We start from the raw sequence: 18,879 nt of genomic DNA on the forward strand, positions 1-18,879 counted from the left end.
ATGCAGGGGATTTATATGAAAGACATAGTGGTCATCGGTGCAGGCAAGATCGGCGGAGCGATTGCTTTGATGCTGGCCGATACGGGCGATTACAAGGTTGTCGTCGTCGACCGCAGCCCGGAACAACTTTCCAAGGTCGATCGTCACCCTGCGATTTCGACTGCGGCAGTCGATATTGCCGATCATGCTGGGCTGGTGGCTGTTCTGGCCGGGAAGTTCGCCGTGCTGTCGGCCGCACCCTTCCATTTGACCGGCGTTGTCGCCGAAGCGGCGCTCGAAGCGGACGTCCACTACCTCGATCTTACCGAGGATGTCGCCACGACGAAGAAGGTAGAGGAGCTGGCCCAGGGCGCACGCACCGCCTTCATCCCGCAATGCGGTCTGGCTCCAGGCTTCATCTCGATCGTCGCCAACGATCTCGCCAAGCGTTTCGATAGTCTCGACAGCGTGCGCATGCGGGTCGGCGCGCTGCCGCAGTATCCTTCCAATGCCCTGAACTACAATTTGACCTGGAGCACGGACGGCCTGATCAACGAGTATATCGAGCCGTGCGAAGCAATCGTCGAAGGCAAGCTCGTGACGGTGCCGGCCATGGAAGAGAGAGAGGAATTCTCCCTCGACGGCATCACCTATGAGGCTTTCAACACCTCCGGTGGCCTCGGAACGCTCGCCAAGACGCTCGCTGGTCGCGTGCGCACGATGAACTACCGCACGATCCGCTACCCCGGCCATCAGGCCATCATCAAGGCGCTCTTGAACGATCTGAACCTCAGGAATCGCCGCGATGTGCTGAAGGATCTGTTCGAAAACGCGCTGCCTGCCACCATGCAGGATGTGGTCGTCGTCTTCGTCACCGTCTGCGGCTGGCGCGATGGTCGGTACATGCAGGAAACCTACGCCAACAAGGTCTATGCGGGCGTCGTTGCCGGCAAAAGGATGAGCGCTATCCAGATCACCACCGCTGCCGGCATTACGACCGTGCTCGATCTGCTTTCGCATGGCAGGCTTCCCACCCAGGGCTTCGTCCGCCAGGAGGAAATCGATCTCGGCGACTTCCTGGCCAATCGCTTCGGTCAGGTCTACGGCCTTGAGAAGCTCAGGGTGAGAGAAGCTGTCTAAGCCGAAGTCATTGCTTACTAAACAAGTGGCGTCCTGACGGGCGCCACATTCGTTTTGGCGACGAAGCTATGGTCGCAACGCCTTGCAGGCCCGTTCGATGCGATCGAGAGCCTCGACAAGATCGGCCTCGGAGGTCGCATAGGAAATTCGGAAATAGGGCGACAAGCCGAATGCCGAGCCGGGCACGACGGCGACATGGGCCTCGTTGAGCAGATAGGCGCAGAAATCCGCATCCGTTGCGATGGTCTTTCCCGACGGTGTCGTCTTGCCCAGCAAGCCGGCGCAGCTCGAGAATGTGTAGAAGGCGCCTTCCGGCAGCCGGCAATCCAGGCCTTCGATGCCATTGAGCCGGTTGACTACCAGATCGCGCCTGCGTTGGAAGCTTGCGGTGCGATCCGTAAGAAAATCCTGCGGGCCATTCAACGCGGCAACGGCCGCCGCCTGGCTGACGGAGGAGGGGCAAGACGTCGCCTGGCTCTGGATAACGGCCATGGCCTTGATCGGGGCTTTGGGGCCGCCGGCATAGCCGATGCGCCAGCCGGTCATGGCATAGGCCTTGGAAACGCCGTTCACGGTGAGCGTTCGGCTCTTAAGGTTAGGCTCGATTGCTACCGGCGTCGTGAAGCGAAAACCGTCATAGATGATATGCTCGTACATATCGTCGACCATCAGCCACACATGCGGATGGCGCAGCAGGACCTCGATGAGCGGACGGTAATCGGCTTCCGTGTAGGCCGCACCCGATGGATTTGACGGCGAGTTGAGCAGGAGCCAGCGGGTCTTCTGGGTAATTGCCTTCTCGAGCTGATCCGCCTTGAGGCGGAAGCCTGCCTCGGCATCGCACGGGATCAGCACCGGCACGCCGCCGCAGATCTCGACGATATCGGAATATGAGGTCCAGTAAGGCGTGGGAATGATCACCTCGTCGCCCGGATCGATTGATGCCATGAAGGCATTGAACAGGATCTGCTTCGCGCCCGTCGCCACCGTGATTTCATCGAGGGCGTAGTCGATGCCGTTCTCGCGCAGGAATTTGCCCGCGATCGCCTTCTTCAGTTCCGGCGTGCCGTCGAGAGCGGTATATTTCGTTTCGCCGCTATCGATGGCGGCTTTCGCGGCCTCCTTGATATTGTCAGGCGTATCGAAATCCGGTTCGCCAGCGCCAAGGATGATGACAGGCAGGCCGTCGCGCTTCATCGCATTGGCGCGCGCGCCGATCTGCAGGATTGTCGAAACGCCGATGGAGGCGATGCGCGAAGCGGGCCGAAAACCCGCTTCCTCGGTGGTGGTGGCGATCGTCATGAGGCTTACTCGATGTCGAAGGAAACGCCCTGCGCCAGCGGCAGGGCTTTGGAATAGTTCACGGTGTTCGTCGCCCGACGCATGTAGGCCCTCCAGGCATCGGATCCCGATTCGCGGCCGCCGCCGGTCTCCTTCTCGCCGCCGAACGCGCCGCCGATTTCGGCGCCCGACGTGCCGATATTGACGTTGGCGATGCCGCAATCGGAGCCGTCAGCCGCAAGGAAACGCTCGGATTCTTGCATGTCGCGGGTAAAGATCGACGAGGAAAGACCGGCCGAGACTGCATTGTGTTCGTCTATAACAGCATCGAAATCGTCATAGGGCATGACATAGAGAATGGGCGCGAAGGTTTCTTCGAAGACCGGCCCGGCCTGCTTGGGCATCTCGACCAACGCCGGCTTGGCATAATAGCCATCGGCATGGCCGACATCGATACGCTCGCCGCCGGTCACCGTGCCGCCATGCGACTTCGCTGCCGAAATCGCCTTCTGCATGCCATCGAACGCGGCCTTGTCGATCAGCGGGCCGACGAGAGCCGCGGAGTGTAGGGGATCGCCAACTGAAATGCTCTGATAGGCTTTCTTCAGCCGCGGCACGAGCTGGTCGTAGACGCTCGTGTGCACGAAAAGTCGGCGCAGCGTCGTGCAGCGCTGACCGGCAGTGCCCATAGCGCCGAAGGCGATGGCGCGCAGCGCCATGTCGAGATCGGCCGAAGGGCAGACGATACCGGCATTGTTGCCGCCGAGTTCGAGAATGGCGCGGGCGAAGCGCTTGGCGAGCCGCGGCCCGACATCACGGCCCATACGGGTCGAGCCCGTCGCCGAGACCAACGGCACCTTCGGGTGATCGACCAACACCTCACCGACCGCGCGGTCGCCGATCAGAAGCTGGGACAGGCCTTCCGGTGCATCGCCGAAGCGGGTAAGCGCACGGTCGAGGATTGCCTGCGAGGCCAGCGCCGTCAGCGGCGTCTTTTCCGAGGGCTTCCAGATGATGGCGTCGCCGCAGATGAGTGCCAGGGCCGCGTTCCAGGACCAGACCGCGACCGGGAAATTGAAGGCCGAGATGATGCCGACGACACCGAGCGGATGCCAGGTTTCCATCATGCGATGGCCCGGGCGCTCGGTGGCGATCGTCAGACCGTAAAGCTGGCGGGAGAGGCCAACCGCGAAGTCGCAGATGTCGATCATTTCCTGCACTTCGCCGAGACCCTCGGAGCGGATCTTGCCGGCCTCGATTGAGACAAGACGGCCAAGGTCGTCCTTGGCGGCGCGCAGCTCCTCGCCGAGCAGGCGGAGCAGTTCGCCGCGCTTGGGTGCCGGTACGAGACGCCAGCTCCGGAATGCGGCGTGGGCCTTTTCGATCCGCTGGGCTGCTTCTTCTGCAGAAGCGGTCTTCAAATCACCGATCTTCTCGCCGGTGACCGGCGAATACGAGGGCATGTCGCCCTGCGTATAGAGCGCCTTGTCGACGCCGAGCTTTTCGAGGATGGCGGCAGCTTCGGCTGCGACGGAAAGGTTCTTTGCTGCGATGTTCATCTCATAACTCCACTTGTCTCTGATCCGGGCCTGCGGCGCGACCTTAGGAGGCCGCGTAGTGTCACTCGGCTGCGTCTTGTTGGAATAGTGCCCGGAGGCACGCGTCGATCGATGCCTGCTCGATGCCGGCATAATGGTCGAATTCGTTCAGGACCTTCATTCCAAGGTCGGCTTCGAACCGCTTCTGGTTCGGGCTGGCGACGAAATCCTGCTGGGCAGTGTCGCCGAGGTTGGATTGGAATATGCCGGCGGCACTCACGGGCAGGAAGTCTTCGTAGACGATCGGGTCGAATTGGATGAGGCCTTCGGCGATCAATGTCTCAAGGTCGGCGTGGCCTATCGCCCCCGCTGCCTCGCCCTTTGCTGTCAGAGAGTAGGCGAAATAGCCGAGGCCCTCGGCGCGGATGGACGACCAATCGTCGGGGAATTCGGCAAAGCCCCGCGCGAGCGCGGCCTCATAATCCCTTGCATTCGATCCGTCGGCCGCAGGCCGCACGATCTTGCGCGACTGTTCGAGCAGACGGTCATAGAGCGCACGGCCCTTGGGCGTGAGCGCAATGCCTCGCTGCTCGATCTCGCCGAAGCGGGCCGTGTGCGAGCCGGTTTCCCAGACGCCGTCGGCATTGCGGAAGGAGACGGGCTCTTCGAGCGCCTTGAACGAGGTCTGGCGCAGCAGGATCGGGCAGGCGCGTGTCGGCGGGCCTTCGACGATAGCCTTGGGCGCGATGCCGTAATTGGGCATCAGCGCCTGCACTCGATCGATATCCAGCGTGCGCGGCGTCAGATGGTTGATGTGCGGCCCCTTGAACGACACGACGTCAGCGATCAGGCGATGTGCGTCATGAAGGCGCTCGTACATGGCGGCATCGACATTGGCCTCGTCGTGCCAGCGGAAGGTCTCCAGCACTTCGTCCACGAAATGGCTGGCATCGTCCATATTCAGGCCACCGTCGCGTTCGGCCTTCTCGGTGAGTGCGATGGCGCGCTCGGTGAATATCCGGCGCTTTAAGAGGATCTGGGCTGCTTCCTCGCGCAGGTCTTCGTCGGCGATGAGGTCGAGCCGCAGCAGCGAAGTGAAGACTCGGAAGGGGTTGCGCTTCAGTTCAGCGTCGCCGATCGGCCGGAATGCCGTTGAATGTACCGGCACTCCGGCGGTCGAAAGGTCGTAATAGCCGACGGGATGCATGCCCATGACAGCGAATACGCGCGCCATGATTGCGAGTTCCGCCGCCGTCCCGAGCCGGATCGCGCCATGCCGTTCCTCGGAAATGCGGTTGAGATAGTCGGTCGCCTTCAGACGTTCCTTCAATGCCGGCTGCGCCGTCAGCGTTTCGTCGTTGACGCGGGCCACCAGCTCCATGAGCGTGCCATAGGCGGGAACTTCCTCGCGATACATGGCGGACAGGGCGGCCGAAAAGGCGCTGCGAATATCACTGGCCGAGACGTGATCAGACTTCATGGGCGAACTCTTCCTGAAAGGCTATATCATTCCTATCTCGCAGGATATCTCTTGTCCGGCGGCTGGTCTTGTGAGAGAAAATTCTAACTTGATGCTGAAATGGAATGATCATGCGCCGACGCCTCATCCCCGACATCGTTAATCTGCAGGCGTTCGAATGTGCGGCGCGCCATCAGAACTTCTCGCGTGCCGCCGAAGAACTGAACCTGACCCAAAGTGCCGTCAGCCGACAGATCAGCGAGTTGGAGCAGCAGACCGGGTTGAAGCTCTTCGAACGCGTGAGGCAGCGTGTCGTGCTTTCGGAAGCCGGGCTTCGGCTATTGCCGGAGGTCAAGGACCTGCTGCTGCGCTCGGAGCGACTGATGATCGGCGCCGTCGCCGCAGGCCAGATGAAGCTGTCGCTGAAGGTGGCGACCCTGCCGACCTTCGGCACGCGGTGGCTGGTGCCGCGCCTCGGCCATTTTCTCGAGGAGCATCGCGATGTCGCCATCACGGTGGAGTCGCGCTCCAAGCCCTTCAGTTTCGATGAGGATAATTTCGATCTCGCTATTCACTACGGTCTGCCCGCCTGGGCAGGCGCTGTCGCGACTTTCCTCTGCAACGAGACCGTTCTGCCTGTCGCTGGCCGGCAGCTTGCCGGACGATTGAAGCTCGGCGGTCCGGAGGATCTGTCATATGCGCCGCTGCTGCATTTGACGACGCGCCCCAAGCTCTGGGCGCAGTGGTTCGATTTGCAGAGATTGCCGACGGAAAACGCCTATCCCGGCGCACGCTTCGATCAGTTTTCCATGATCATCGCCGCAGCCATTTCCGGGCTCGGCGTCGCGCTCCTGCCCACCTATCTGATCGAAGAGGAGTTGAAGACGGGCGCGCTCTTGCCTCTGTTCGATCTGCCGATGCCGACCGAAAACAGCTATTATGTCGTCATGCCGGAGAAGAAGCAGACCCACGAGATCGCGATGCTTTTTCAGGATTGGCTGCTGAGCCAGGTGACGCCTCCATCACGAGTCGCGGCCAACGCGACATAGTCTTGCGTGGCGGCCATGCAATAAATTTTAGGCTTGAAATTCTTTTCGGCGGGCGTCACACCTTTGCTTGTCGCATCGTCGTCGGCTGCCGGGACGCTGCAAGATGACGCCGGAGGAGAGAACACCATGAAGATGCATCCGCTGAAGGGACCGAACCGGCTGAAGCTTGGCGTGTTTTCGGCAAACGCCGATGGCGGCCTGGCGATTACCGACGTACCGGAGCGCTGGACGGCTGGCTGGCAGGATAATCTGACCGCCGCGCAGATCGCCGACCGGGCGGGCCTTGAGTTCTTCCTGCCGATCGCCCGCTGGCGTGGCTTCGGCGGCAAGAACCGGGTGCGCGAATGGTCGTTCGAAACCTTTACCTGGGCCGCAGCACTTTCGGCCGCGACCGATCGCATCGGCTTGTTCATGACGGTGCATGTGCCGCTCGTCCACCCGCTTTATGCGGCAAAGTCGCTTGCGACAGTCGATCACATCAGCCAGGGGCGGGCAGGGCTCAATATCGTCTGCGGCTGGAACCCGAAGGAGTTCGGCATGTTCGGCGTGCCGCTGGTCGAGAAGGGCTACGATCAGGCGGCGGAATGGCTTGAGATCGTCGAAAAGCTCTACGCGTCAGACGAGCCGCTCGATTATGCGGGAACCTATTATAGCTTGAAGGAGGCCGTCAGCCGGCCGGCGAGCCTGCAGACTCCGCGCCCGGTGACGATGAATGCCGCATTCGGCGGTCCCGGCCGCGATTTCGCGGCTGGCCATTGCGACTATCTCTTCACCACCTTTACCGAGATCGCCGATGCCGGAAAGCATGTGGCCGATATCGGCGAGCGTGCGGAGAAGAACGGCAGGCAAGTCGGCGTCTACACGGTGTGCCACGTCGTCTGCCGGGAGACACAGGCTGAGGCGGAGGACTATTACACCCGCTATGCCGTCACCATGGCCGATCATGCCGCCGTCGACCAGCATATGGCCGGCAAGAAGGAGTTTTCACAATCCCATGATCGCGAGGCCTATGAGCGCTACCGACAGCGTTTTGCGGGCGGAGCGGGCAGCTATCCTCTCATCGGTACGCCGGAACGGATCGCGGACGAGATGATCGCGATTGCCGAGCAAGGCTATGCGGGCATCGCCTTGTCGTTCGTCAACTACACCCAGGAGCTCCCCTATTTTTGCGATCGGGTGCTTCCGCTTCTGAAGAAAGCCGGGCTTCGGGTGGAGTAAAGCCGCGGAGCCAGCTTTCGATCGCAGTCTCCCTGGAGAGCATCGGCGATCCCAGGCATTGTCATGATGTGCGGCAAATGTGCACCGCAGCAAAAAACTTGGACCCACGGGGTTTACAAGCGCGGTGGTGGATGGGATCGTTTGAGGGAAGGTGCTGCTGATTTGCGGTGGCGATGATTCCTTCGACCGGATGCCTAAGCTATGGGCTCCGATGCGCTTTGATTTCGGGCGCTTAACCGAGAAAATCAATCCGAGGCCAGAATGCGGCATCTGCTGCGCGTTCGGCTGTTGTCTTAACGCGACCTGAGCGTCGTTGCGCCAGGGCAGAGATAAATGGGTTTATGAATGAGTTTTGTTGCACAGCGCGCCCTTCTTGGCGTTCTTGCAAGCGTGATGTCGCTGTCGCAGGCCGCCAATGCCAGTGATCTGATGATCTGGTCGCCGGTGAAAGTTGCACCTCAGACCTATAAGACGACGCTGGGCTTTCGACTGCCGATGGCGTGGGAAATGAGCGCGGGTGTCGATCTTGGCCTGGGAGGCACGGCGGGCGGAGCGATCTTGCCGAGCAGTGAGCTTGCAACGCTCTGGGGAAGGGCTGTCGATGATCGCAGCCGCTTCGCGACCGTCTGGCAGCGGGAGGTAGCCTTGCGGGTAGACGCGCTCAACGGCAGCGGCATGCTTTATCTCGGGCGCTCGCGAAGTTGGATCCTGTCGGACAATCTTGACATGCGCTCATCGAGGTCTCTGAACGTGAACTATGTGGGAGCAAGGAGTGGGCCGACGGCGATCACCGCGACGCAGGCGGTGGCGATTGCCGTTCCCTGGACGGGGACGTCCATCTCGGCGAGCGGCAATCTGATGGATGGCGACAGCGTCTTCTCGAGCACGGTTGTGTTCCAGCAGCCGCTGGCATCGAACCTCAATTTCTCCGCTTCCTTCACGAATCCGCTGACGGTGACGCCAACCGGTGATGTGCGTCTCGACTATCGCATCAAGTGGTAGGCAAGGACGTGCGCCGCGGAATTGGCGACATCTGCGGACTTTGAGTGCGGCGGGGAACAAATATCTCGTGCCGCAGTTTACGGACCGCAAGATCGCTTGATCCTGCTCAGGGCGCATTGCCCCATGAAGCCTGCCGCTGGTTCAACTCCCTGCCGGCGGCAGGCTTGGCCGCAAACGACCCGAAAGAACCGCGGATTTGATTGGCAGACCGCCTGTGTGCCGGGCTTTTACTATTTGATCGGGATATCCGCCGCCGCAAGCCGTGACTTGAGATGCGCTATGATGTCATGGCGCGTTTGTGTCCAGACAGCGGTAACGGTCCAGTATTCGATTTTCATCACGATTTGATCGGCTGTGAGATCGTCGAAATAGACCTCCGGCGCAGGCTTGGCCTGGATGCGTTTATCCGTTTTCAGAACGTCGAGGATGGTTTTGCGAGCAAGATCCGTGTCGACGTCATTGCCAAAAGCGAGCGACAATTCCTGGCGGCGGTTGGGCTCACGGCTATGATTGATGATGGGCGTGTTCCAAAGCGTTGAATTCGGCGCCATGAGATAGAGACCGTCCGCCGTCTTCATTTCTGTTGCAAAGAGCCCGATGTCCCTGATGAAACCCTTGACGCTGGTGGTTTCGATATACTCGCCGACCCGAAATGGGCGCAGTACCAACAGCATGATGCCCGCGGCAATGTTTTGAAGCGTGCCCTGAAGCGCCAGGCCGATCGCCAGACCAGCGGCACCGAGGGTGGCGATGATGGAAGCGGTTTGAACGCCGAACTGACCAAGGACGGTGACGAACACCAGTATAAGCAGGCTGTAATGCAGGAGGTTCTGGAAGAAGCTCGCCAGCGTTTCATCGATGCCACGGACACGCGAGATGACGCGATAGGCCGAGCGGCTGATGGCTCCGGCAAGAATCCAGCCGCCAATCAGGAGAACGATCGCGCCCAGGATCGAAAAGCCATACTGAACGGCAAGTGCCGAGGCCTGGTTAAGGGCAGTCCGAGCGGCGACGACAACGTTGGCCGTTTGATCTTCCATGTGAGAGCTCCATCTTTTCCAAAAAGCCAAATGAGACGTGGCGGCTTTTGTTCCTGAGCGATAGACGCCTCCAGGGTGGGGCGCCCTCGGCCAGCACTGCGGAGGGGAAATCGACGCCGTTACGCTAGACGCCATGCTTTGCGTGATGAGCGCTGCGAACGGCTGCGGCGGCGTAATGGGTCTTCTTATCCTCATACATGCCGAGATCCGCGCGCTTGACCATCGCTTCCATGGTCTCTCCACTCCGGCTCGTTGCGACGCCAACGGCAACTGTCAACGGCGCGCTGGAATAGAACTGATTGTTGATTTTCAACAGCTCATTGATCGTCTCGACCATCGAGGCAGCCGCGACGTCGTCCGCGCCGGGCATGAGAACGGCAAATTCGTCGCCGCCGATCCGGGCGGCATGGTTCGGCTGAGAGACGACGCTGCTCAGCACTTCTCCCATGCGACGCAGCAGGGAGTCGCCGGCATCGTGCCCGCTCTCGTCGTTGGCCTCCTTCAGGCCGTTGAGGTCGATGATGACGGCCGACACCGGCCGAAGCGATTTGCGTTCGAGCCTGTTAAGCTCCTCCGTGTAGAAGGCACGGTTGTAGAGCTTGGTCAGAACATCGTGCTTGCCAAGATATTCGAGATAAGCTTCCGCCTTCTTGCGGGCGGTGATGTCGGTCAGGGCTACCTGAACCAGCGACCAGTCGCGTTCATAGCCCGGAAAGACGGAAAACTGCAGGAGAACGTGGCGTTCCGAGCCATCAAGGGCATAATTCAGGACTTCACGCTGATGGAACAGGCGCCCGTTCCACAATTCCACCAATTGACCGCGAAAGTGTTTTTCCATGTCGTCGCGAAACACTTCACCGATCCGCTGGTGCAGGGTTTGGCGATCCGGTGCGCAGAAAAGATCGAGCGTCGCCTGATTGACATCAAGCACGCTGATCTCGCTCATGCATTGCCGGACGAATTCCGGGTGAACGTCGAGAAATACCTGGAAATCGACGATGCCGCGGCCGCGGATTTCGTCGAGCAGGACCTTGATGCGGCTGAAATCCTCGACCCACAGGGATACCGGCGAATGTTCGAACATCCCTTCCGCGTAACGGCGCTGCCGTTCTTCCTGTCGCCTTGCTTCCTCGCGTGCCGTCACGTCTTCCGTCGTCAGCAGCAACCTGCTCCAGGACGTTTCGTGGCCCGGCAGAACGATGCCGCGAAGCTGGATGTCGAGCCTGCGGCCCGACAGCGTGTAGTTGATGGCTGTGCCGGAGAATTCGGTCCTGCCTTCCCAAAGTGCGAGCAGTTCGTTCACATGGCTTTCGAGCATTTCGTCCCGGAAGACGTTCGAAAGCCCGCCGACCAGTGCCTCGAAGGATTGCGCCTCGAACAATTCCAGCGTCTTGGCGTTGACCGCAAGGACCCGTATCTTTTGCGCGCAGGCCTCGACGCGCCTGATATCAGCGAGCAGATGGGCGCGCAGGTCAGTCACGCCCTCCACGCGCCAGAGCTCGAACTGTTCCTTGACGGCGCTGAAGTCTTCCAACCACATGGCGACGGGAGCGAGATCGAATACGGTGGCGCTGAAATCCTGGGCGTTCATTTGTAATTCCCTGCGCCGGCAATAAAATCAGTATGTTAATCACAAAGACCGGCAATTCGCTAAGTTCTGCTTAGCGACCATTTGTAAAGCTTGCGTTGACACTGGGCGATTGGTCAAGCCTGCAGATCGCGGGCAAGCCATTTTCATATCCATCCCTGCCGGAACGGGCAGGGAAGAGAATTCAACCCCATGGCTTGCCAAACTCAGACGATCGGCGGCCGCGCTACGGCCTATTGGGTCTTCAGGAAGCGTTCGAATGCCTCGAGCGTCTTCTCACTGACGTGATGTTCGATGCCTTCAGCATCGTTTCTTGCGGTATCGGGATCGACGCCGAGACGGCATAGCACGGCCTCGACGACCTCATGGCGGCGACGGGTGGCCGCTGCGAGACGTTGTCCCTCTTCTGTCAGGAAGACGCCGCGATAAGGGCGTTGGGTGATCAGATTTTCCTCGGCCAGACGCTTGAGCATCTTGGCGACGGTCGGCTGCGTGACCCCCAGACGCTGCGCGATATCGGTTTGGCGCGCTTCGCCCGCGTGCTCGATCAGATCGGCGATGAGTTCGACGTAATCCTCCATCAATTCCGTACGTCGGTCTTCACGGCTTTTCTGGAAGGCCTCGGCATGCGACTCGATTTCTGTCGATGCAAGTCGGCTCTCCGGGGTCGCGGGCAGTTTCGTCAAGGTGGCTCACCTCCAGAAGATTAAGAGCTACGTGATAATGTTTAGCCTCGACTATAAATAAATCGCAACCGTCATGAAACCCCAACTGGCATGTAATCAACGATTATCCGGCACAGGAATCGGAGCATTGCTCGGGGGAGATGTTCCGCGCTGAACAACCTCCCTGAGCAATTCACTCTCCAAAATGGTCAAAGCCATGTCCGTCGGACCACAGTTCAGCCGTCAGAACGCGCTATCCAAAGGTTGATGTCGTCTCGTCGCGCCAATCGCCTCAGTCGCGCAGCAGCGGTAGGAGTTGATCGCCCTGACGCGCGATTTCCGACAAATAAGGCGTGTCGGAGAGGACGAAATGCGTGATGCCAAGGTCCCGATACTTAAGCAGCGAACGGGCGACGTCGGCGGCCGAGCCGACCAGCCAGGTGGTGCCGGCACCACCGCCGCCGAACTTGCCCGGCGCCGTATAGAGATTGTCGTCGAGGACATCGCCGCGCGCATGCAGATCGAGCAGCCGCCGCTGGCCGACGGCGATCGATTGCCGATGATCGTTCCAGCCGGCGCCCTTGATCTTCGCCATTTCGGCGACTTTCGCCTCGGCGTCGGCCCAGGCCTGTTCGGTGGTGTCGCGCACCAGCGTGGTGATCCGCAATCCGAATTCCAACGGAGCGAGGTCGCGGTCCAGCTGCCTGCTTAATATCTTCAGCCGCTCGATCCGCTCGCGAACATCGTCAAGCGGCTCGCCCCAGAAGAGCTGGACGTCGGCCTCGGTGGCGGAAACTCGCTCGGCTGCTTCCGAGGCGCCACCGAAATAGAGCTTGGGATGCCGCCGATCGCCGCGACTCTGGATGCGCGGCGCCACTGTGGATTCGGTTACACCGAAATGTTCGCCCTCATAGGTGACGTTCTCTTCGGTCCAGAGCCTGCGAACGAGCCGCATGAATTCCTTGGTGCGGGCATAGCGGTGTGCCTGGTCGCCCTCGCTGTCACCATAGGCCGAAAGATTGTCCTTGCCCGACACGATGTTGACGCGGACGCGGCCACCGCTCAGGTGATCCAGCGTGGCAGCGGCGGAGGCAAAGTGCGCTGGCCGCCAATAGCCCGGTCGGATTGCGATGAGAGGTTCAAACGTGGTTGTGGTGGCTGCAAGCGCCGCCGCGACGGTAAATGTATCGGGCCGGCCCCAGCCGGTGCCGATCAGCGCACCTTTCCAGCCGTGGTCTTCCAGCGCCTTGGCGTGGGCAGTTAGCGTTTGCAGGCTGTTGTGGTTTTCGACTGCTGAATCGCCGCGATGGCCGGGTTTGACGTCATTGGGAATATACCAAAGAAACTCGCTATTGCTGCTCATGTCTGGGCCTGTAGGTCTGTATGGATTGGAGGGGAGATCTCCGGTGCGGGCGTTCGTGATCAGTCCTTTGATCGCAGCGGGAGCACGCGGCTAGAGTTTGCCTTTCCACGGAACGAGAACGGCCTCCAGAATGCGGATGCCAGCCGTAAAGGCAAAAGCGCAGATCGCGATAATGCCGATGCCGACGAAGACGACGTCGGTGGCGAGGAACTGCGATGCCGACATGATCATGAAACCGATACCGCGCGTTGAGGCGATTAGCTCGGCAGCGACAAGCGTTCCCCAGCCGATGCCGAATGCGATCCTGACACCCGTCAGGATTTCCGGCAAGGCCGAGGGCAGGACAATGGAGATGAAGAGCTGCAGCCGGCTCGCGCCGAGCGAACGGGCTGCGTTGACGCGCTCGAGCGGCAGCGACCGGACGCCGGCCTGAGCAGAAAGGCAGATCGGTGCGAACATGGCCAGAACGAGAAGCGTGATTTTCGAGGTCTCGCCTATGCCGAGCCAGATAATCATCAGTGGCAGGTAGGACAAAGGCGGCAACGGCCAATAGAACTCGATCGGCGTGTCGAGAATTCCCTTGGCCCAACGATTGAGGCCCATCAGCAGACCGACGGGAATGCCGACCGCAATGGCGATTGCCGCTGCGACGACGATGCGAAACAGGCTTGCGAAAATATGCTCGGATAGCGACGCGCCGGCATAGCCGTCGCGATAGACGACGCCGATCTGCGTCCATACCTCGTCGGGCCGCGGCAGGAAGAGATGGGAAACCAGACCGAGCCTGGAGACAAGCCACCACAGACCAAAACAGGCGATGGCGGCACCGATGCTGATGGCAATGGTCGGCTTGTCGGCGACACCGAAGCTCGGCATGCGGACAAGCTTCGGTTCTGCCTCGCGCTGAGAAGCCGTGATCGGTCGCGCCTCGATAATGTCGCTCATGCCGCGCTCCTGAAATCATCCGCATTGTGGAGGATAGCGCGAATTTCTTCCCGCAGATTGGTAAATTCGGGAGAGGCTATGATCGACTTCGTGTCGCCGCTGGCGGCAAAGCGATGCACGAAATCGAGCTCGAAGCGGGCAACGACGCGGCCCGGTCGCGGAGACATGACCAGCAGCTCCGTACCGAGGAACAAGGCCTCCTCGATCGAATGGGTTATGAAGAAGATCCGCTTGTCGGTTCTGGCCCAAACCGAGACCAGCAGCTCCTGCATCTGCTCGCGCGTCAGGCTGTCGAGCGCGCCGAAGGGCTCGTCCATCAGCAATATGTCGGGATCGGGGGCGAGTGCGCGGGCAATGCCGACGCGCTGACGCATGCCGCCCGAAAGCTCGTAAGGAAAGGCATTGGCGAAGTCGGTCAATCCAACGAGCCGCAGCAACTCGAAGGCGCGCTCTCGACGCTCTCGTCGTCCTAACCCCGCAAACTGCAGACCAAGAGCCACGTTATCGACCACGGATTTCCAGGGGAGCAGCGAATCCTTCTGGAAGACGACGCCGCGATCGGCTCCGGGGCGGGAAACGGATCTGCCGTCGAGCGTGATCGTTCCCTCCGAAAGCGGCAGGAAGCCCGCGATCGCATTGAGCAAGGTGGACTTGCCGCATCCAGATGCACCCAGCGCAACGACGATACCGCGCTCCGGAATATTGAAGGAAACGCGATCGAGCGCGTGAACGGTTCTCCCGTCGCGCGCTGCAAAAAATACGCTGGCATGATCGACTTGAAGCATGTGCTCTCTCGAAAGTTCGACGCCGGCGCGACAGGCGCGCCGGCGTCAGGGAGGATCAGTTGCTGGCGCTGACAAGCGCGTCGGCGGTCACGAACGCGCTGTAGCTCGGCAGGACTTCGGAGACTTTGCCCTGGCCCTTCAGGAAGGTCGCGGTGTCCTTCAGGATCTTTGCGGCACCGGACTGGTCGCCGCCACCGAGCCAGGCTGCCGATGCCTGGACATCGGGTGTCAACAGGGTGAGATTCTTCAGGGCCGAAGCCTGCTGATCGGCAGTACCGCCGAGAAGCTTGGCAAGAGCCTTGGTGTTGTCGCTATCCGGTCCCCAGGCCGCTTTGTCGGCCGCGAAGGAGGCGTAGTACTTGTTGATCACGGATGCGAAGGCTTTCAGGAATTGCGGATCGCTTGCGGCAAATTTCGACGTTGCCACCCAGGCGGAAAACGTCGGAGCGCCCTTGTCTGCAACATCCTTGGAGGTAACGAGCACTTTGCCACTCTTCTTCAGCTCGGTCAGCGCCGGATCCCAGACGAAGCCGCCGTCGATATCGCCGCGATTATAGCTTGCGACGATTTCCGGCTGCGGGATGGCGAACACTTGCACGTCTTTTTCCGTCAGACCGAGGGACTTGATAAGGGCGAGCAACTGATAGTGGTCGGTGGAAACCGGTGCCGCCGCGAGCTTCTTGCCCTTGAGGTCGGCGAGCGTGTTGATGCCCGAGCCGTTGCGCACCACAAGCGCTTCGTCGACACCTGAGATCGACGACAGGTAGAAGGCCTTGACCTCGAGACCTCGGGATGCAGCCGCCGCAAACGGGCTGGAGCCCACGTAGCCGATCTGGACGTCACCCGACGCGATGGCCGCAAAGATTTCCGCTCCAGAGTTGAATCTCCGGAAATCGATCTCGTATCCGGTCTCCTTGGCGAAGTCGCCGTTGGCAATGGCGACTGAGGACGGCAACGCGTCGGTTTGATAGCCGACGACGACTTTTTTGTCGGCGGCGGCTGCAGCCGCTGCAGTCGAAATGCTGGCGAGACCGACGACGGCCGCAGCGATCAGATTCTTGAGGTTCATGTTTATCCCTTTGGCCGGACCATATTTTCCGGCGCTCCCTGAGTTCAATAATCCGAGCCTAGCGAAGAAGGGTGGAACATCGATAGAAATAACAAACTATTTTTATAGACTATAAGGGGAATTGTTTGTCTGAAATGACCGGCGCTGCAGCGTTGGCATCTTTCCGGAAGCAAAAGCAGGAGGTCGGTGGGAGCCTTGCTTCCATGGATGTTGCACCAACCGAGCTTCGCAAATCCGCTTGCCGCTCCTTTAATCGGCTGCTTATTTTTTCCGCATCTGTATGAAGAAAAAGAAAGCTGTTTCTTAAATTCCGTAAAATCTATGTTTTTTATAGATTATAGCGCCGATGGTCGTCATTGGGCGCAAACATGGATGAACGAAACGGCATGTCCTATCTCCTCAGCCTTCTCGACAAGAGCCCGATCGAGCAGGGGCTCAGCGCCACCGATGCGCTCGGCGCCACGACGCGATTGGCCGTCAGAGCCGAAGAACTCGGCTATCATCGCTTCTGGGTCGCCGAGCATCACAACATGGCGACCCTTGCCAGTTCGGCACCCGAAGTGCTGATCGCCTATCTCATCGCCAGAACCTCGAAGATCCGTGTCGGCTCCGGCGGCGTCATGCTGCAGCACTACAGCGCCTACAAGGTCGCCGAGGCCTTCAATCTTCTGGCTTCGCTCGCGCCGGGCCGCGTCGACCTCGGCGTCGGCAAGGCGCCCGGCGGCTTCCCTTTGTCGACCCGCGCATTGCAGGTTGCCATCGATCCGGAAAGGAAGCCGAGCTTTGCCGAGCAGCTTTCCGACCTGAATGGCTATCTCGCCGCCGACCCTCATTCCGACGGCGCCTTGGCGACACCGTTTCCGCCTCGCGCAGCGGAGCGATTCCTGCTCGGCGCCAGCGTCGAGAGCGCCGAGCTTGCGGCAGAAAAGGGCTGGAAGCTGGTTTTCGCCGGCCATCTGAACGGCGATCCGGAAAATCTGCGCAAGACCTTCGATGCTTATGGGCGCGCGACGGGTGGCAAGGTTCCGATCCTGGCGCTCGCCGCCTTTGCCGCCGAAAGCGAGGCGCATGCCCGCGACCGCGTCGGCCAGCTCCGCATCGTCAAGCTCTTCCTGCCCAATGGCCAAAGCGTCAACGTCGGCAGTCAGGAACAGGCGGCGGAATTCGCTCGTCAGGCTGGCGTCACGGACTATCGCACCGAAGAGAAGGTGCCGAGCGTGCTGCATGGCACGGCCGCACAGATCCGCGAAGAACTCGACGCGCTGCACCGCCGCTACGGGGTCGAGGAATTCGTGCTCGATACGCCGGCGCTGACGGCGGCTGAACGGCTCACCTCAATTGAACTGCTCGCCAAAGAGCGGCTTTCCCTCGTTGCCTGAACAGCCTGTCCCAGGAGGATCAATCATGGCTCAGAAACACGTCACTTTCGGCATCATGCTGCAGGGCCCAGGCGGCCACATGAACGCCTGGAAGCATCCGAGCGTCCCGGCCGATGCCAGCACCAATCTCAATTTCTTCGTCAAGACGGCCCGCAAGGCGGAAGAGGCTGGCATCGCCTTCGCCTTCGTCGCAGACGGTCTTTACATCAACGAGCAGTCGATCCCGCATTTCCTCAACCGCTTCGAGCCGCTGACCATCCTTTCAGCGCTTGCCGCCTTTACGACGAAGCTCGGCCTGGTCGGGACGGTCTCGACCTCCTACAGCGATCCCTTCACCATTGCCCGTCAGTTCGCCTCGCTCGATCTCATCAGCGGCGGTCGTGCCGGCTGGAATGCCGTGACCTCGCCGCTCGAAGGCTCCGGCCGTAACTACAGCCGCGAGCACCCCGAGCACGAGCTGCGCTATGAGATCGCCGACGAGTATCTCGATGCCACCAAGGGCCTGTGGGACTCCTGGGATGACGATGCCTTCCCGCGCGACCGCGAAACCGGCGTTTATGCCGACAAGGCCAAGCTGCATCGTCTGAACCACAAGGGGCGCTTCTTCCGTATCGAAGGGCCGCTTAACATCGGCCGATCCAAGCAAGGGCAGCCTGTGGTCTTCCAGGCAGGTGCCTCCGATTCCGGCATCCGGCTCGCCGGCAAACATGCCGATGCCGTCTTTACCAATGGCGGGCCTCTCGACGATGCCAAGGTCTTCTACAAGCAGGTCAAGCAGAGTGCGATTGCACATGGCCGCAGCGCGGCGGATGTCGGCATCTTTCCCGGCATTGGCCCGATCGTCGGCGCGACGCAGGATGAGGCGGAGGCCAAGTATCAGGCAATCCGCAATCTCGTCACTGTCGACGAGGCGCTCACCTATCTCGGCCGTTTCTTCGATCATCATGATTTCAGCGTCTATCCGCTGGATGAGCCGTTTCCGGATCTCGGCGATATCGGCCGCAACAACTTTCGCGCCACGACCGATCGCATCAAGAAGACGGCGCAAGAGAAGGGGCTTACGCTGCGCGAAGTGGCGCTCGATGCGGCAACGCCGCGCACCGCCTTCATTGGGACTGCCGAGCATATTGCCGATGAGATCATCCGCTGGGTGGACGGGGAGGCCGCAGATGGCTTCATCCTGGGTTTTCCGGTCATTGCCGAGGGCTTCGACGACTTCTCCAAATATGTCCTGCCGATCCTGACGAGCCGCGGCTATTTCGATCCGGAGCTGAAGGGCGAGACGCTGCGCGATCATCTCGGCCTGCCGTTCCGCGAAAGCCGTCATGTGGCGCAATCCGATCATATCGAACCTGCAAAGGCCGTTGGCGCCTGAGCCC

The 18,879-nt window shown here is 60.6% G+C and carries 16 protein-coding genes; 6 read left to right on the forward strand and 10 right to left on the reverse strand.

All coding sequences use genetic code 11. The features are described from left to right. Positions 1-15 precede the first annotated feature (15 nt). Positions 16-1,119, forward strand: a complete 1,104-nt coding sequence (locus JTP94_RS19440; protein ID WP_204852085.1) for a saccharopine dehydrogenase family protein — start codon at positions 16-18, stop codon at positions 1,117-1,119. 66 nt (positions 1,120-1,185) lie between these two features. Here JTP94_RS19440 and JTP94_RS19445 read toward each other — a convergent pair whose 3' ends face one another. From JTP94_RS19445 to JTP94_RS19455, 3 genes are all read right to left on the reverse strand, one after another. Beyond that, a complete protein-coding gene (locus JTP94_RS19445) occupies positions 1,186-2,421 on the reverse strand; it encodes a pyridoxal phosphate-dependent aminotransferase (RefSeq protein ID WP_204852086.1) in 1,236 nt (411 codons plus the stop codon). A 5-nt stretch (positions 2,422-2,426) separates the two neighbouring features. Then, complete coding sequence (locus JTP94_RS19450) at positions 2,427-3,959, reverse strand: aldehyde dehydrogenase family protein (protein ID WP_204852087.1); 1,533 nt, start codon at positions 3,957-3,959, stop codon at positions 2,427-2,429. A gap of 61 nt (positions 3,960-4,020) precedes the next feature. After that, a complete protein-coding gene (locus tag JTP94_RS19455) occupies positions 4,021-5,418 on the reverse strand; it encodes a VOC family protein (RefSeq protein WP_204852088.1) in 1,398 nt (465 codons plus the stop codon). A gap of 104 nt (positions 5,419-5,522) precedes the next feature. Between JTP94_RS19455 and JTP94_RS19460 the strand changes: the two genes are divergently transcribed. From JTP94_RS19460 to JTP94_RS19470, 3 genes are all read left to right on the forward strand, one after another. Further along, positions 5,523-6,446 (forward strand): LysR family transcriptional regulator, encoded by a 924-nt coding sequence (locus tag JTP94_RS19460; protein WP_204852089.1) that lies wholly within the window; start codon positions 5,523-5,525, stop codon positions 6,444-6,446. Between the two features lie 126 nt (positions 6,447-6,572). Continuing rightward, positions 6,573-7,664: an LLM class flavin-dependent oxidoreductase gene (locus JTP94_RS19465; RefSeq protein WP_204852090.1), complete on the forward strand. Its 1,092-nt coding sequence runs from the start codon at positions 6,573-6,575 to the stop codon at positions 7,662-7,664. A gap of 345 nt (positions 7,665-8,009) precedes the next feature. Further along, on the forward strand, positions 8,010-8,666 hold the full coding sequence (locus tag JTP94_RS19470; protein WP_204852091.1) for a hypothetical protein: 657 nt from the start codon (positions 8,010-8,012) through the stop codon (positions 8,664-8,666). 230 nt (positions 8,667-8,896) lie between these two features. On the opposite strand, the gene JTP94_RS19475 is transcribed toward JTP94_RS19470, so the two are convergent. The 7 genes from JTP94_RS19475 to tauA form a co-directional block, all read right to left on the reverse strand. After that, on the reverse strand, positions 8,897-9,706 hold the full coding sequence (locus JTP94_RS19475) for a mechanosensitive ion channel family protein (protein ID WP_204852092.1): 810 nt from the start codon (positions 9,704-9,706) through the stop codon (positions 8,897-8,899). A 124-nt stretch (positions 9,707-9,830) separates the two neighbouring features. Further along, positions 9,831-11,297 carry a sensor domain-containing diguanylate cyclase gene (locus JTP94_RS19480; protein ID WP_204852093.1) on the reverse strand — a complete coding sequence of 489 codons (1,467 nt, stop codon included), beginning with the start codon at positions 11,295-11,297 and terminating at the stop codon, positions 9,831-9,833. Between the two features lie 230 nt (positions 11,298-11,527). After that, positions 11,528-11,980: a manganese-binding transcriptional regulator MntR gene (mntR, locus tag JTP94_RS19485; protein WP_204852094.1), complete on the reverse strand. Its 453-nt coding sequence runs from the start codon at positions 11,978-11,980 to the stop codon at positions 11,528-11,530. Positions 11,981-12,251: 271 nt separating this feature from the next. Continuing rightward, on the reverse strand, positions 12,252-13,322 hold the full coding sequence (locus JTP94_RS19490) for an LLM class flavin-dependent oxidoreductase (protein ID WP_204852095.1): 1,071 nt from the start codon (positions 13,320-13,322) through the stop codon (positions 12,252-12,254). 90 nt (positions 13,323-13,412) lie between these two features. After that, the gene (locus JTP94_RS19495) at positions 13,413-14,267 is read right to left on the reverse strand and encodes an ABC transporter permease subunit (RefSeq protein WP_204852096.1); all 855 of its coding nucleotides are present in this window, start codon (positions 14,265-14,267) and stop codon (positions 13,413-13,415) included. Beyond that, the gene (locus JTP94_RS19500) at positions 14,264-15,052 is read right to left on the reverse strand and encodes a taurine ABC transporter ATP-binding protein (RefSeq protein ID WP_204852097.1); all 789 of its coding nucleotides are present in this window, start codon (positions 15,050-15,052) and stop codon (positions 14,264-14,266) included. The genes JTP94_RS19495 and JTP94_RS19500 overlap by 4 nt, the downstream gene beginning before the upstream one ends. Positions 15,053-15,107: 55 nt before the next feature. Continuing rightward, entirely contained in the window at positions 15,108-16,121 is a 1,014-nt protein-coding gene (tauA, locus tag JTP94_RS19505) for a taurine ABC transporter substrate-binding protein (RefSeq protein ID WP_204852098.1), read from the reverse strand. 386 nt (positions 16,122-16,507) lie between these two features. Between tauA and JTP94_RS19510 the strand changes: the two genes are divergently transcribed. Then, positions 16,508-17,500, forward strand: a complete 993-nt coding sequence (locus tag JTP94_RS19510; protein ID WP_204852342.1) for an MsnO8 family LLM class oxidoreductase — start codon at positions 16,508-16,510, stop codon at positions 17,498-17,500. A gap of 25 nt (positions 17,501-17,525) precedes the next feature. Continuing rightward, the gene (locus JTP94_RS19515; protein ID WP_204852099.1) at positions 17,526-18,875 is read left to right on the forward strand and encodes an LLM class flavin-dependent oxidoreductase; all 1,350 of its coding nucleotides are present in this window, start codon (positions 17,526-17,528) and stop codon (positions 18,873-18,875) included. Positions 18,876-18,879 lie beyond the last annotated feature (4 nt).

The sequence above is a fragment of the Martinezella lusitana genome (genome assembly GCF_016901135.1).
GTDB classification, from domain to species: domain Bacteria; phylum Pseudomonadota; class Alphaproteobacteria; order Rhizobiales; family Rhizobiaceae; genus Rhizobium; species Rhizobium lusitanum_D.